14 protein-coding genes are annotated in these 14573 nt (G+C 45.9%); 10 read left to right on the top strand and 4 right to left on the bottom strand.

Features of this window, described 5'->3' with window-relative positions; genetic code table 11:
- Window positions 1–20: 20 nt before the first annotated feature.
- On the bottom strand, window positions 21–1520 hold the full coding sequence (locus EVJ26_RS09340; protein WP_131468168.1) for a phytoene desaturase family protein: 1500 nt from the start codon (window positions 1518–1520) through the stop codon (window positions 21–23).
- A gap of 210 nt (window positions 1521–1730) precedes the next feature.
- Entirely contained in the window at window positions 1731–2210 is a 480-nt protein-coding gene (locus tag EVJ26_RS09335) for a DedA family protein (RefSeq protein WP_131470294.1), read from the bottom strand.
- A 268-nt stretch (window positions 2211–2478) separates the two neighbouring features.
- On the opposite strand from EVJ26_RS09335, the gene EVJ26_RS09330 reads away from it, so the two are divergent.
- Together EVJ26_RS09330 and EVJ26_RS09325 are read left to right on the top strand one after the other, a co-directional pair.
- Window positions 2479–3171, top strand: a complete 693-nt coding sequence (locus EVJ26_RS09330) for a response regulator transcription factor (protein ID WP_071398959.1) — start codon at window positions 2479–2481, stop codon at window positions 3169–3171.
- Window positions 3168–4241: a HAMP domain-containing sensor histidine kinase gene (locus EVJ26_RS09325; RefSeq protein ID WP_161566983.1), complete on the top strand. Its 1074-nt coding sequence runs from the start codon at window positions 3168–3170 to the stop codon at window positions 4239–4241. The genes EVJ26_RS09330 and EVJ26_RS09325 overlap by 4 nt, the downstream gene beginning before the upstream one ends.
- 28 nt (window positions 4242–4269) lie before the next feature.
- Here the strand turns inward: EVJ26_RS09325 and EVJ26_RS09320 are convergent, their stop codons facing one another.
- Window positions 4270–4890 carry an SAM-dependent methyltransferase gene (locus tag EVJ26_RS09320; RefSeq protein ID WP_131468162.1) on the bottom strand — a complete coding sequence of 207 codons (621 nt, stop codon included), beginning with the start codon at window positions 4888–4890 and terminating at the stop codon, window positions 4270–4272.
- Between the two features lie 213 nt (window positions 4891–5103).
- A complete protein-coding gene (locus tag EVJ26_RS09315) occupies window positions 5104–5721 on the bottom strand; it encodes a glucosaminidase domain-containing protein (RefSeq protein ID WP_131458949.1) in 618 nt (205 codons plus the stop codon).
- A gap of 133 nt (window positions 5722–5854) precedes the next feature.
- Between EVJ26_RS09315 and EVJ26_RS09310 the strand changes: the two genes are divergently transcribed.
- The 8 genes from EVJ26_RS09310 (at window position 5855) to cas1c (ending at window position 14573) form a co-directional block, all read left to right on the top strand.
- On the top strand, window positions 5855–6304 hold the full coding sequence (locus EVJ26_RS09310) for a hypothetical protein (protein ID WP_131468160.1): 450 nt from the start codon (window positions 5855–5857) through the stop codon (window positions 6302–6304).
- Window positions 6305–6318: 14 nt separating this feature from the next.
- On the top strand, window positions 6319–6963 hold the full coding sequence (locus tag EVJ26_RS09305; protein ID WP_131458946.1) for a plasmid pRiA4b ORF-3 family protein: 645 nt from the start codon (window positions 6319–6321) through the stop codon (window positions 6961–6963).
- Window positions 6964–7101: 138 nt separating this feature from the next.
- A complete protein-coding gene (gene cas3 / locus EVJ26_RS09300) occupies window positions 7102–9444 on the top strand; it encodes a CRISPR-associated helicase Cas3' (RefSeq protein WP_131468158.1) in 2343 nt (780 codons plus the stop codon).
- Between the two features lie 15 nt (window positions 9445–9459).
- Window positions 9460–10158, top strand: a complete 699-nt coding sequence (gene cas5c, locus EVJ26_RS09295) for a type I-C CRISPR-associated protein Cas5c (protein WP_070329072.1) — start codon at window positions 9460–9462, stop codon at window positions 10156–10158.
- 12 nt (window positions 10159–10170) lie between these two features.
- Window positions 10171–12045: a type I-C CRISPR-associated protein Cas8c/Csd1 gene (gene cas8c, locus EVJ26_RS09290; protein ID WP_131468156.1), complete on the top strand. Its 1875-nt coding sequence runs from the start codon at window positions 10171–10173 to the stop codon at window positions 12043–12045.
- Window positions 12042–12896: a type I-C CRISPR-associated protein Cas7/Csd2 gene (gene cas7c / locus EVJ26_RS09285; protein ID WP_071398950.1), complete on the top strand. Its 855-nt coding sequence runs from the start codon at window positions 12042–12044 to the stop codon at window positions 12894–12896. The genes cas8c and cas7c overlap by 4 nt, the downstream gene beginning before the upstream one ends.
- On the top strand, window positions 12886–13545 hold the full coding sequence (gene cas4 / locus EVJ26_RS09280) for a CRISPR-associated protein Cas4 (protein ID WP_131470293.1): 660 nt from the start codon (window positions 12886–12888) through the stop codon (window positions 13543–13545). Before cas7c ends, cas4 begins: the two co-directional genes overlap by 11 nt.
- Window positions 13542–14573 carry a type I-C CRISPR-associated endonuclease Cas1c gene (gene cas1c / locus EVJ26_RS09275; RefSeq protein ID WP_131468154.1) on the top strand — a complete coding sequence of 344 codons (1032 nt, stop codon included), beginning with the start codon at window positions 13542–13544 and terminating at the stop codon, window positions 14571–14573. The genes cas4 and cas1c overlap by 4 nt, the downstream gene beginning before the upstream one ends.

Raw genomic sequence — 14573 nt, 5'->3', positions numbered from 1 at the left:
GGCTCGAATCCTTTTTATGATCAGTTTTTAACGCCGTCACGCTTCGCGATCTTGTCGCTCACTTGCTGACCGCTCAGTGTCACCATCGGCATGCCACCGCCAGGGTTCACGGTGCCGCCGACGAAATACAGGTTATTGTACAGCTCGCTTTGCTTCTTATGCTTGAAGCCGCCGTTCCGTTTTTTATCTGCGACGGTGCCGTAAATCGCGCCCCGGTCCGATCCATACGTGCGTTCGATGTCATGAGGCGTCCAGACGTCGCGCGTCACCGTATTGTCTCGTAACCCGTCCAAGCCCATGCGTTCGAGCTTATCGAGGACACGTTCCTCAAACGCCGCATACTCTTCTGGTGTGAACGGTTCGTCTTGGATGTACGGGATGTGCGGCAGGATTTTAATGTTCTCGTGTCCTGCCGGCGCTTGTGTCGGGTCGGTCTTATTGACGTTCACCAAATAGATGGTCGGGTCGTCCGGTAGCTCGTGTTTCTCGAAGATCTTATCCATCTGTTCGTGCAAGTTCTCGGAGAAGAAGAAGTTGTGGTGGCCTAAGGCCGGATACTCTTTTTTGACGCCAAGATGAATCACGAAGCCAGAACTCGCCGGTTCATACTTTTTCACGAGCTTGTCGACATAGTCTTCATCCGCATCGACCATCTTTTGATAGAACGGGATGACTTCCATGTTGGAGACGAAGTAATCGGCTGACCGGAGTCGGCCGTCCTCGAGCTCGATGGCGGTGATCTTCTCGTTGATCGTATGGGCACGGACGACACCTTGCCCCGTATGGATTTGGACGCCGGTCTCCTCGGCGAGTTTCGTCAATCCTTCGGCCAATTTGTGCGTACCGCCTTCGACGTACCAGCAGCCTTGCGCGTACTGCATATAAATCATCATGTTGAGCACGGCCGGGGCGCTGTAAGGAGACGAACCGACGTATTTGACGTAGTAGGAGAGCATCGTCCGTAAATGCGGGTTGCTGATCCGTTTCGAGATCCCGTCGTACATCGTCGACGTTAAGTCAAATCCGAACAACGTCGAAAACAGGCCGGTTTTCGCAACAGCTTCTAGCGGCGATTCAAACCCTTCCTTCAAGTAACTCTTCTCGGTCGTATGGTAGATGCGCTCGGCATAGTCCAATAGTGCCCGATACTCTTCCATGTCTTTATGTGACAGCGTCGGATTGGCGCGCTCCATCACGTCGAGGTCGCGATATAAATCTAATACCGTGCCATCCGGGAAGAACGAGCGCCACTCGAGGTCGAGGCGTTTGATCGGCACGTAGTCCGCCATCCGCTTGCCGCTGGCCGTGAACAATTTTTCGAAGATGTACGGCATCGTTAAAATCGACGGACCGAGGTCGAAGCCGAACCCGTTTTGCTCGAGCCGATTCACTTTCCCACCGATATGGCCATTCTTTTCATATAAGGAAACCTCATACCCTTGTTGGGCGAGAGAAATGGCCGCTGACAAGCCGCCAAGTCCTCCCCCGATCACAATTACAGACTTGTTCACGTTGTTCATATACCGTGTCGCCTTCCTTCCAACATCTATTTTGCATACATTCAGCTCTTAAGTACTTTGCCGTCGGTGGACAGATTCCCTGCCTTGACGAGGAGGGGAAGATGCAATTTTGCACATTCAACATATAAACCGTTGGCATTCAATTCTTCTCCGTATACATACCCGTTTGGATACGTTTGGAATCTGAATGTATGAAGTGAGTGGCGGCCGTTAAAGGGACATGACCCAATCTTTCGCTTGATGAAAAATTGGGACGCGTTCAGCTAACTGAATCACGGTGAACCACGCACCGGTATAGCCAAGCGCAGATAAGACGTTATAAAACGTATACGTTCGAAACGACAACGAGGTGAATCCGGCGACATAGTGAATCGGGTGGCGCAAACCGGGAATAAAATAGGAGACAAGAATGACGCGTGCTCCGTATCGTGCATACAGCGCCTCGGCTCGTTTTAAATAACGTGAATCACGCTTTGAAGTTGGGATGAATCGATTCAATCCGCGGCCAATCAAATAAAACCAACTAAAGGCAAACGTGAAGACCATCCAAGTGGATATGAACACGATCCATTCGGGAACTGTCATCACGGCTGTAATCGTCAAATGGGTGACCATCAAGACGTCATCGGACAACGGGGTAAACATGATGCCGATTGCGAGCACCACGTATTGTGTAAGTATTGTTTCCAATCGAGTCACTCCTTCTAACGTCTAGTATGGAGCGATAAGCGTAAGAAGTGTTTAGCGGAGTCTTAAGAAATGTTAAGAAGTTCGACAGAATGCGTTGTGATGCGCTCGATACACTTCATATAGGTAATAACTAAAACATGAGTCTGCATGTTTTTGCCGTTTCACAGGCGAAAGTGTATGCGAAATGTAAAAGATGCTACGCTAGTTTAAAAAGATGAATTCCAAGTTCGTCTGTCAACACGTATTGCACGATGTGAGGGGGAAGAGAATGCGTCCACAACCGACAATTCTGATTGCCGATGACGATGAGGCAATCCGCGAGTTGCTCGCCATTTATTTAAAAAACGAAGGATACGCCTTGCGATTTGCAAAGACGGGTCAAGAAGTGCTCGACGTCGTCGCACACGAAGCCATCGATTTACTCATCCTTGATTGGATGATGCCCGTCATGGACGGCATCGAGGCCTGTATTGAAATTCGCAAGACGCAGTTCATGCCAATCCTCATGCTGACAGCAAAGACAAGTGATTTGGATTTGATGCAAGGCATCTCGATTGGCGCAGACGATTATATGAAGAAGCCGTTCAATCCGCTCGAGGTGACACTTCGCGTGAAGTCGCTACTTCGACGCTACCGGGACTACGGTGCTGACCAGTCGGCCCAGTCCGGTGTACTCATCTTTGATGACGTCACACTCGATATTCAAACAAGACAATGCACGAAAGGGGACACTTCGATTCGGCTGACACCGAAAGAATTTGATATCCTCGCCTACTTCATGCGTCATCCGAATCAAGTGCTGACGGTCGAACAGATTTATGAGGCGGTTTGGGGCGAAGATGCGTTCGAGGTCGACAATACGGTCATGGTCCATATCACGAAAATTCGTGAGAAGATTGAAGAGACGCCGCGGAAACCTTCGTACATTAAAACGGTATGGGGCGTGGGATACCGCCTATGAAAAAACGACAATGGGACCGGTTACTCGTTAAATTAATCGGAATTATATTAATCAACGCACTTATCGCCACAATCGTATTTTTAATCATGGGCTACTCGATTAGCTTGTATTATATTCAGAACGAGACCACGCCTGATCCGTTGATTTATAATCTTGCTTTCTTAAGCGTGACATTTATTACAATTATCATTTTTGTGATTGGCTTTTCATTAATGATGCGAAAGACGCTGCAAAAAATCACGGATTTATCAAATGAGATTGAACAAATCGCAAACGGAGATCTTGGACGAACCGTTGAAGTGACGGGACGAGATGAACTCGCTACGCTTGCAGAGAGCGTCAACCAAATGTCGAGGCAGTTGCATCAATTGTTCGAGAAAGAGCGGGCGCATGAGGAAGAACGGAACCAACTGTTCTCCAACTTGTCCCATGATTTGCGCACCCCGCTGACAAGCGTTCGCGGTTATGTCCAGCTGCTACACACTGAACGGGAATGGACAGATCAAGAGCAAAGTCACTTCAACGTATTACATGAAAAAACGGCACAGCTCGAACACCTTCTCGATCAACTGATGGATGTGAATCGATTGTATTCCTCACAAGTGACGTTATCGAAACATCGCTTGAATATCAGCTTGTTGACAAGCCAATTGGTTCACGAACTACAACCGTTGTTTGCTGAAAAGGGACACCGTTTAACTGTGAACGTTCAACCGGATGTTTATGTGGAAGCTGACCAAGAGCAACTTATCCGTGTCTTTCAGAATTTGATGTCGAATGCGTTAAAATATGCGACGGATGAAAACCCGATTGAACTGACACTCGTGCAACAGGAAACAGTGGTTGAATGGCAACTCTGTAACGGGACGGCACAACAGACAATCGATGCGATGGATCAATTGTTCGACCGGACGTACCGTGTCGATGCATCACGAGGTGAGACACCAGGCGACGGGCTCGGGTTATCGATCGCACGTCAAATCATGTTGCTTCATGAGGGGACGCTTACGGTGTGTTCACCGGAAGCAGGGCGTATTTGTTTTCGGGCGCGCTTTACGCTTCGTATGTAAACAGTTGTCGATAGACACAAACACCGAATCAGCTTTCGCTAGATTCGGCGTTTGTGCGTTTTTGACCGATGTATTGAATGATCGCGGATGTACCTTGATGAAGTTTTCCCTCGTGTCGTTCCACAACACCTTCAAACAAGTGGCACGTGTTGAGTGAGTCGGTGAAACTGGAGAAATCATGCGTTGTGTATAAGAGCGCCTTTTCTTTTGGTCCGCCCGTCCCATAAGCGAGTTGCTCTTCACTATACACTTCTGTCACGAAGTAGCCTCCTGGCTTCAATGCGCGTTCAATCCCGGTAAAGACAGCCGCTTTCACTTCTTTCGGGAAATGACCGTATATACATAAAACGACATCGTAAGCCTGTTCAGGCCAGTTCGCTTCAGCCAAATCGACGAGACGGGTTTGCAGCGTCACGCCGCGACGTTCGGCCAAACGTGTGGCTTTGTCTAACCCGACTTGCGAATAGTCCCACATTTCGACGTGGAGTCCTTGCTCCGCGAGCCAAACGGCATTTCTGCCTTCTCCCTCGGCGATTGCGAGAACGGTCATTCCTTTTTTGAACAAGTGCGCTTGTTGCTTCACGAACTCATTTGGTTCTTCTCCATAGACATACTCATCCGTATCAAAACGTTGATCCCAAGTTGACATGTGATGTTCCTCCTTATCGACGGTCGAGCCGGCATGCGATCTCGTCTCTTCATTTTACTCGATGAACAAAAAAAGCATCCGAGCAGATGCTCTGAATGCTTGTTAGCGTTTAAGTAGCAAGACGACGCCCGTTACGAGAAGCGTGAGTCCGCTGAATAACCGTACTTGATTGCAAGTCACTATCGTTCACCCCTATAAGTCATGATCATTCGTTCATTTTTTGGCGACCCGGATTTGGGTCCGTCCCATCTCCCGATAGATCGAGAGGATGTCCGTCCCATAATTGCCCGACGGTTGCATCGCCCATTTACGATGCAAGGCCGGCCAAGTCGTCGCAGAGCCTCGTTTCACATAATGGAAGCGCGGGTCGACGCGGGTCGAGTTTAACGCTTCTTTAGAAGCATATGCTTTCAAATGTTGAATCTGTGCTGTTACGCCTTGGTGCGGTGAGCGGAAGAAATGCCCTTTGACCCCGTTACCGACTGTGCCGATCCCTGAGTAATTGTGCTGCTTCGGGAGGACGTCCCCGCCGTAGCGGAAGTAACCTGTCTCTTTCAATGCTTGGGCAAAGGCGACGTCCCCGCGGACGCCTTCTTTTGCGCCGATGATGACGAACAGTTTGGCGAGCTCTTCGACTGTCACGCCATGAAGGCGGACGGTTCTAGGATTTTTCGCTTTCACGTAGTCTGCCATCTGTTGAGGAGTTAAAGTCGATGCTCCCATAATAGCACGATTCTCTTTCTTTGGCGCGGCCTCGACCGCTGTTTCGAAGGTGAAGCATGAAGTTAAAATCAAGATCATAGCTAAGCCAAACGCGAGCACTTTTTTCATCAAGACATCCTCCGATTCGATTGAATAAACTATACAGATAATACCATATTATTCAGAGTCGCAATCATTAATTTTAGCTAAAAAGGGAACATAATCCAAATTTGTGTCGTAGATTAGAATTGAGGTGAGGGGAATGGATAAACAAGCACGTGCCATAGCGCTAAAACGGCATCAACAGAAACGAAATCGTTCTCAAATTAGTCTCGCTCTATTACTCGTTTTGACGTTTATACTCGCATATCAAATCGGACAGTTTTATATCGGGCTCGGAATTGGGGTTATCTTGTCTATCGTTGTGACGGGATGGCTCCATTATAAGGAGAGTCAGTTTGCGCGGAGTATGGCGCCTGAGGCGAACGTCAAGCGATTGATTAGTCGTCAGTATATGTGGACATTTTTGTTCATGGTGTTACCCAGCTTGATTTTATTTGTCATGGTTCTATTAGGTCGCCCACTCCTCGGCTTATTTTTTATAGTTGCAGTCGCAGGTCAGTATGTGGTGCAGTGGTATTATGAGCAACAAATTCGGTTGCTTGACCCGGAGCAACCTAGACGGGCAGATGTTCGAGAACAATCGATTTAGAGAGGCGGTACCACATGTTTACAGCATATCAATTCCAGATTAAATTGCTGGGGAGTCCGACCCCTGTATGGCGCCGGTTCATCATCCCGGCCGAGACGAATTTCAAACGGCTTCATGACGCGATTCAACTCGTCATGTGGTGGGAAGATTCACATTTGGCAAAATTCGAGGACGATTTACGTAACCCGACGTTCCGCTTCGTGTTAAATCCTGAAGAAGTGTATGAACACAAAGATCGTCTCGCGTATTTAAAGGCTCAGTCAAAGCTGAGCGAATTTGAAACGAACCTATTGGAACGGTTCAAGCAAGTAACGGTCCGGGACATGAAAAACGTGAAGCTCCCGAGTATCATCGAGTCCCATCAAACACTCTACTACACGTACGACTATGGGGACGATTGGCAACATGAACTGACTCTGGAGAAAGTCATCGCCGATTATCCGCACCCGCATCCGTTGGTGACGGAGTGGGAGGGCGAGACGCCGTTCGAGGACATCGGTGGCATGGCTGGAAACATACACCTGCAAGAGATTTTAAATGATCCGAACCATCCGCAACATGAAGAAATGATTGAGTTAGGAAAAGAAGTTGAGCCGTATGAAGTCGATCGCATCAACTTTTTGTTGAAAGAGTATGTGACGGTGAAGCGAGTGAAATGATTTAAAGCGGCGAAAGTCGCTTTTTTTGTTTGTACCTTAAAAGAAAAAGTAACCACCTAAAGTAAAATAATGTAATAAAATGAAGGTGCGTATACCAGCTTTATGGAATGTTTTTAGTGCTGAAGAAAGGATGAGGTTATGGAGTTTATTGCTCATGTTCGTATAGAAGATGGAGAGATTCAGTCAGTTCGTCAGCATTTGCTCGATGCAAAATGTTTAGCTGAGCAATGGGGAGATCCGCTTGGACTCTCGAAAGTGTGTGGTCTTGCGGCGTTACTTCATGATATGGGGAAATACAGCGACACATTTCAAGATTACATACGCCGAGCTGTGTCGGGTGAGAAGGTGAGGCGTGGAGAAGTAGACCATGCTACGGCCGGTGGTCGCTTATTATTCGACAAGTTAAAAGGGAAATCACCAAATCAACTATTAGGTGAGATTGTAAGCAATGCGATCATCTCTCATCACGGAAATCTTCATGATTACGTCCAGGGTGAGGACTCGCCTTTTCTTCAACGAGTAGAAGTGAAAACACTCGAAGAGTATGAGGTTTGTAAACATCGATTCTTTGACGAAGTTATCTCAGAAACTGACTTCAATGACTACGTTGAAGTTGCCAATCAACAATTATGGAACTATTTGAAACGGATCGGTGCTACAGTACCAAATTCCTCATTTCTTACAAAATTAGTCTTTAGTATTTTGATTGACGCCGATCGAACGAATACAAGACAGTTCGAGGAAAATAAAATCGATTCGGGCCTCATAGATAATCTGTTTCTCTACAAAGAGCGCTTAGAGCAACATATAACAGGATTGAGTACCTCGTCAAAAGTTTCTCCGATTAACGCGTTACGACAGAAAATGTCAGAGCAAGCAATGCAACATGCTAAGCAACCAAGTGGGATTTATACGCTCTCGATTCCGACAGGGGGAGGGAAAACGCTAGCGAGTCTTCGATATGCCCTTCACCATGCTGTTCACTATCATAAACGACGAGTTATTTACGTCGTCCCGTTCACGACAATTATCGAACAGAACGCTCAGGTCGCGCGATCGATTTTAAAAACTGAAGAAATCGTCGAGCACCACTCGAACGTCGTTCAGTTAGATGACGCTTCGGAAGATGAGATGAATCTACAGGCGAAATTGAATTTAGCAAAAGACAACTGGGACGCCCCGATTATCTTTACGACAATGGTCCAATACTTGAACACGTTTTACGCCAAAGGAAATCGTAACACGCGTCGTCTTCATCACTTAAGTGAAGCAATTGTGATTTTTGATGAAGTTCAAAAAGTTCCGACCAAATGCGTATCGTTATTTAATGAATCACTGAACTTCTTAAAAAACGGACTAAGTTCGAGTGTGATTTTATGTACGGCAACGCAACCGGCACTGGATTTTGTGAAACATCGGTTAACGAGTGACGGAGAAATGATTCACGAGTTGCCGGCCGTGATTGAAGCGTTCAAACGAACAGAGATTGAAGTTGTTTCAGACGACTTTGATACGGAGCGACTCGGTTCATTCGTGCAAGACAAGGCCGCCATCAATCAAAGCGTTCTCATCATTTTAAATACAAAAACGGTTGTCCGTAAGCTTTATGAATCATTGAAACAATCGTTTTCTGAAGACGAAGTGTATCACTTGAGCACATCGATGTGTGCCGCTCACCGAAAGTGCATTTTGAAAGAAATCAATGGCCGACTCGATCAGGGCAAGCGAGTGATTTGTATTAGCACCCAGCTGATTGAAGCAGGAGTTGACGTTAGTTTTCAGTGTGTCATTCGTTCGTTCGCAGGACTTGATTCAATCGCGCAGGCGGCCGGACGTTGTAATCGACATGGTGAAGTAGAAAGGCAAACGGTCTACTTGATCAATCACATTGAGGAAAATGTCTCTAAATTAACGGATATCGCAAAAGGACAGGAAATTGTAAAGCGGCTTGTTGTCGATCTAGAGCGAGATCCAAACGCTTATGGTGGAGAGTTACTATCCCCGCTTGCGATGAAGCGATATTTTCAAGAATTTTATCAGCTCCGTGAAGTTGATTTAGATTACCCAGTAAAAGGTTCGGCTGAAACGCTTGCGCCTATGCTATTCAAAGGAAATGCGAATCAACATCAAGTGAGTGACACGCCACTACTATTGGTCGCTCGTCATCGAACCGTGGCTGACAACTTTCACGTGATTGAGCAACTGACAGATGACGTACTCGTACCTTATGGAGACAAAGGAAAAGAGTTGATTGCACTGTTGAATGGTGACGTCAACTGGGATGATGCGCGGAAGTGGTTAAAAGAGTCTCAACAATACACAATCAGCATTTATAACCATGAAAGACAAATACTTGAACGGAGTGGAGGACTTGTTTCTCTACTTGAAGGAAGATTGCTCGTGCTCCAACCATCGGCATACGATGAACAGTACGGTTTAAATCTTTCGCAAGATTCTGAGATGCAAGGTCTATTTATGTGATGAAAGGAGAGTATTATGCGAAATTCGATTGAGTTTAAAGTTTACGGAAATTATGCCTTGTTTACGGATCCACTGACTAAACTGGGCGGAGAGAAAATGTCGTATCAAATTCCGACGTATCAAGCTATCAAAGGAATTGTCGAATCGATTTATTGGAAACCGACAATTGTCATGGTCGTCGATGCGATTCGAATCATGAATCCGATCAAGATGGAATCGAAAGGGATGCGTCCAATTGAGTACGGCGGTGGGAACTCTTTAGCACACTACACGTACTTGCGCGATGTGTGCTATCACGTTCGAGCTCATTTTGAGTTTAATTCACATCGCCCGGACTTGGCGTTTGATCGAAATGAAGGAAAACACTATGCCATTTTAAAACGCTCGCTTGAAGCCGGGGGTCGTAGAGACATCTTCCTCGGGGCGAGAGAGTGTCAAGCCTACGTGGAGCCCATCGAGTTTGATGAAGGAGAAGGCTTCTATGACGGAGTTGATCTTCACTTTGGGACAATGGTGCATGGCTTCAATTATCCAGATGAGACGGGTGTCGATGAACTTGCCGTTCGCTTGTGGCAACCAGTGATGAAAGACGGGGTGATCACATTCACAAGACCAGAAGACTGTTCACTCGTCCAACCAATTAAAAAAATGCAGGCGAAAACATTTATAGAAGAGGATATTGAGTCAGCAGAGTTGTTGTATGAACAACTATAGGAGGGTGAATGTATGAGCGTGTGGCAACAACTATACGAGACGTATAATCAACATCTTGATGAAGTAGGTAAGCCAGAAAGTCGTTGGGAAGGCAAGACGTTCACGTTACTCCCGATTTCTCATACGACGCAAACAGCGCACATAACTGTCAACATAACGCCAAGTGGCGAATTCCACTCGGCTGAAGTGATCGAGAAGGGTAACGGAAACACATTGATTCCAAGTACCGAAGATTCATCTAGTCGAGCAGGGAGTGTCGTCGCACCGTATCCGTTACATGACAAATTGCCTTATGTGGCTGGAGACTATGAAGCATTTGGCGGGGTGTATAAAAAAGATAATGCGCATCTGGTTTATATTGATAACTTGAAAAAATGGTCTGAATCCTCTTATGGATTTGATCGGTTGAAGAGCATCTATTCGTATTTGCAAAAGGGACGACTCATTGAAGATTTAGTGGACGAGAAGGTGCTTTTTGCAGAGACTGATGGGACGTTGAAATGGACGTGGAAAGAGAAAGAGGAGAAACCTTTGATTTACTCTGTTGTGACAGGGGGGCTTGAAGGGGCATTTATCCGTTTTCATGTCCATTCGTCTGAACAATTGAACCAAGAGCCATGGCGAGATCCTGAGTTTTACCAATCCTTTATTGATTATTATGCCGAGCAGGCAGGTGAATCCACCTTATGTTTCGTTACTGGACAACAAAAAGTTGGGTCGACGAAACACGCGAATAAGATTCGGAATGCTGGAGACAAAGCTAAACTCATTTCTGCAAATGATAGTAGCGGATTCACTTTTCGAGGTCGATTCGATAAATCTTCTGAAGCTGCCTCGATTAGTTACGAGGTATCACAAAAAGCGCATAACGCTTTGAAATGGCTCATTCAAAGACAAGGAAGAATGATTGATCAACGTGTCTTTCTGGTTTGGGGGAGTCAAGCGACGGAGATGCCAAGTGCAGTTGATTCGACTTTCTCACTTGCTGCATTGTTTGACGATGTGGAGGAGAAAGAAGTATTCGATACGAACCAGGGCGGTGCACGAGCATTTTCTGACGCACTAATCGGTTATAAAAGAAAGTTACCTCGACAAACCGTGAATATTTTAATACTAGATGCGGCAACGACAGGTCGTTTGGCGATCCTTTATTACCGTTCATTTGACCAAGAGCACTACTTTAGTCGACTTGAAGCATGGCATACGGAACATCCATGGGAGTACACCTACTTTGATAGCGAGAAGAAACGACGAGTATTCATTGGTGCACCTGCTTTGAACGATATTGCAACAATGGCCTATGGACCGCGTGCTAATGAAAAATTAATCAAAGCAACTGTCGAGCGGTTGATTCCTTGTGTAGTAGATGGACGTGGCGTACCGGACGATATTCGACGTAGTTTGACTCAGCGAGCATCGAATCCGATTGGTATGGAAAACTGGGAATGGGAGAAAACGCTACAAATTGCCTGCGGAATGATTAACAAGAAAGAAGGGATGAACATGGCATTGAATCAAGACATGACAGATCGAGATTATTTGTTTGGACGGCTATTGGCACTTGCTGATTATTTGGAACGTCGGGCGCTAGGGAATGAAAAACGTGCCACAAATGCAATCCGTTATATGAATGCATTTTCTCAAAATCCGGCTCGGACGTGGATGACGATTCAAAGTGCACTTCAGCCGTATCAGGCTAAGCTCGGAACAAAATTAACGTACATCAATCGTTTAATTGACGAGGTTGGGGCACAAATCGATCCGAGTGATTTTACGAATAAGCCTTTGTCTGGCAAATACTTATTAGGTTTCTACAGTCAGCGACATGATTTGTATCAGAAGCGTGAAGAAACGCAAACATCCAAAGAGGAGAGTGTTGAAGCATGAACGTACTAGACCATAAAATCGATTTTACTGTTGTGTTATCTGTTTCGAAAGCGAATCCGAACGGAGACCCGCTCAATGGAAATCGTCCACGTCAAAATTATGATGGCTACGGCGAGATTTCAGATGTTGCCATCAAACGTAAAATTCGCAACCGTCTACAAGATATGGGAGAGACGATTTTTGTACAATCGAATGACCGTCGTTCGGATAGTTACGAGAGTCTACGCGACCGTGCCGAGGGAAATGAAGAGCTGAAGAAATTGATGAAAGGAAAAGGCATGGGTGACCAGTTCGCTCAAGAAGCATGTGCGACTTGGATGGACGTGCGTTCATTTGGCCAAGTGTTCGCGTTCAAAGGTGAAAAATCTGGGGTGTCGATCGGTGTGCGAGGACCTGTCTCTATTCATACGGCAACAAGCGTTGCACCGATTGATATTACGAGTATGCAGATTACAAAAAGTGTGAACTCTGAGAGTGGAAAAGAACGTGGCTCTGACACAATGGGAATGAAACACCGCGTCGATCACGGAGTATATGTGTTGAATGGAAGCATTAATACTCAACTTGCTGAAAAGACGAATTTTACGAAAGAAGATGCAGAAAAATTAAAACAGGTTCTTGTTACACTGTTTGAAAATGATGCTTCTTCCGCTCGTCCTGAAGGAAGCATGGAGGTTCATAAAGTGTATTGGTGGGAACATAGTTCGAAATTAGGACAATATTCGTCTGCGAAAGTGCACCGTTCCATTTCGGTAAATCCGACGACAGAAGAGCCAAAAGACTTTTCGGATTATGAAATTCATATTGCTCCACTTGATGGCTTAGAACCTGAAGTGTTGGATGGATTATAAACAAGACGATTCCTATTTGTTGTTGTCGGGCATTCAACACTTTCAATTTTGTCCGAGGCAGTGGGCGCTCATCCACATCGAACAGCAATGGGAAGAGAATTCTCGAACCATTGAAGGGCAACACTTGCACAAAAAAGCGAACGATCCGTTCGCGCGTGAAAAACGGAAAGATAAACTAATTGTGCGAGGGATGGCAATTAAGTCAGAAGTGTTAAACGTTAGCGGCCAGTGCGATATCGTTGAATTTGTCCAAGATCCAGCAGGGGTCTCTTTGTATGGAAACCCTGGTACGTATCGACCCATTCCCGTTGAGTATAAGCGTGGGAAACCGAAAGTGGGAAAAGAAGACGAACTTCAGTTGGCTGCACAAGCCATCTGTCTGGAAGAGATGTTTTTATGTGAAATCACCGAAGGTTATCTTTACTACAATGAAACGAAGCATCGTCATCCGGTACTGCTATCGGAAAGTTTGAAACATGAAGTTAGGGAGATCGTTGAGAAAATGAACGACTACTATAGGCGGCGACATACTCCAAAAGTAAAAACGGGACCGCATTGTAAAAGTTGTTCTCTCCAAAATATCTGCTTGCCAGAATTGATGGTTCGAGAGAGTGTCAGTGAGTATATGGAGAGGAGACTTCGGGATTGAAAAAGATGTTGAATACGCTATTCGTGAACCAATCGGATGCATACCTTGCTCTTGATGGCGGGAATGTAGTAGTAAAGAAAGACGACGAAGTTTTAGGGCGAGTGCCTCTCCATAACCTTGAAGGAATCGTTACGTTCGGATATACCGGGGCTAGTCCTGCATTGATGGGGTATTGCGCCGAGAACGATGTGCCTCTAACGTTTATGACAAAGAACGGTCGATTTTTAGCACGTGTCATCGGAGAAAGTAAAGGTAATGTCGTGTTACGCAAAACGCAGTATCGACAATCTGACTGTGAACTTCAATCGGTAAAACTCGCTCGGAATTTTATTCTCGGAAAAGTATACAATCAAAAATGGATGCTTGAACGGACGACTCGCGACTATCCGATGCGGGTTGACGTTACACGCTTCAAGGAAACATCGCAATACTTCTCGAAAAAGCTAATAGAAATTCGTGAGTGCGGAGATCTGGAAAGATTACGAGGTCTTGAAGGGAAAGTGGCGGTTCATTATAATCAACTTTTTGATGACATGATTCTTCAGCAGAAAGAAGAGTTCGTGTTCAAAGGACGTTCGAGAAGACCACCACTTGATCGCGTGAATGCGATGTTGTCATTCGCCTATAGCTTGTTGGCACGCGATACTGGCGCTGCACTCGAAGCAGTTGGTCTCGATGCGTACGTCGGATTTTTGCACCGGGAACGTCCAGGACGGATTTCGCTGGCTCTTGACTTGATGGAAGAGTTGAGAGGGATTTATGCGGATCGGTTCGTACTTTCACTAATAAATATGAAAGTAATTCAAGCGAAACATTTCGTTCAAAAAGAAAATGGTGCTGTACTCATGACTGAAGAAGGGCGCAAAGTCTTCCTCTCAGCATGGCAGAAGAGAAAACAGGAGATGATTCAGCATCCTTATTTAAAAGAAAAAATGATGTGGGGACTCGTACCTTACGCGCAAGCCTTGCTATTGGCTAGACATTTGCGTGGAGATTTAGAGGAATATCCAACTTTCTTGCATAAGTGA

This window comes from Exiguobacterium sp. SH3S1 (genome assembly GCF_004337105.1).
Classification (GTDB): domain Bacteria; phylum Bacillota; class Bacilli; order Exiguobacteriales; family Exiguobacteriaceae; genus Exiguobacterium; species Exiguobacterium aurantiacum_A.
The sequence above is the reverse complement of the archived record's forward strand: the minus strand, read 5'-3'. Positions and strand labels throughout refer to the sequence as shown.

Coding starts and splice junctions, on each gene's coding strand:
- EVJ26_RS09340 (WP_131468168.1), bottom strand. CDS start 1,520: ATGAACAACGTGAACAAGTCTGTAATTGTGATCGGGGGAGGACTTGGC.
- EVJ26_RS09330 (WP_071398959.1), top strand. CDS start 2,479: ATGCGTCCACAACCGACAATTCTGATTGCCGATGACGATGAGGCAATC.
- EVJ26_RS09325 (WP_161566983.1), top strand. CDS start 3,168: ATGAAAAAACGACAATGGGACCGGTTACTCGTTAAATTAATCGGAATT.
- EVJ26_RS09320 (WP_131468162.1), bottom strand. CDS start 4,890: ATGTCAACTTGGGATCAACGTTTTGATACGGATGAGTATGTCTATGGA.
- EVJ26_RS09315 (WP_131458949.1), bottom strand. CDS start 5,721: ATGAAAAAAGTGCTCGCGTTTGGCTTAGCTATGATCTTGATTTTAACT.
- EVJ26_RS09310 (WP_131468160.1), top strand. CDS start 5,855: ATGGATAAACAAGCACGTGCCATAGCGCTAAAACGGCATCAACAGAAA.
- EVJ26_RS09305 (WP_131458946.1), top strand. CDS start 6,319: ATGTTTACAGCATATCAATTCCAGATTAAATTGCTGGGGAGTCCGACC.
- cas3 (WP_131468158.1), top strand. CDS start 7,102: ATGGAGTTTATTGCTCATGTTCGTATAGAAGATGGAGAGATTCAGTCA.
- cas5c (WP_070329072.1), top strand. CDS start 9,460: ATGCGAAATTCGATTGAGTTTAAAGTTTACGGAAATTATGCCTTGTTT.
- cas8c (WP_131468156.1), top strand. CDS start 10,171: ATGAGCGTGTGGCAACAACTATACGAGACGTATAATCAACATCTTGAT.
- cas7c (WP_071398950.1), top strand. CDS start 12,042: ATGAACGTACTAGACCATAAAATCGATTTTACTGTTGTGTTATCTGTT.
- cas4 (WP_131470293.1), top strand. CDS start 12,886: ATGGATTATAAACAAGACGATTCCTATTTGTTGTTGTCGGGCATTCAA.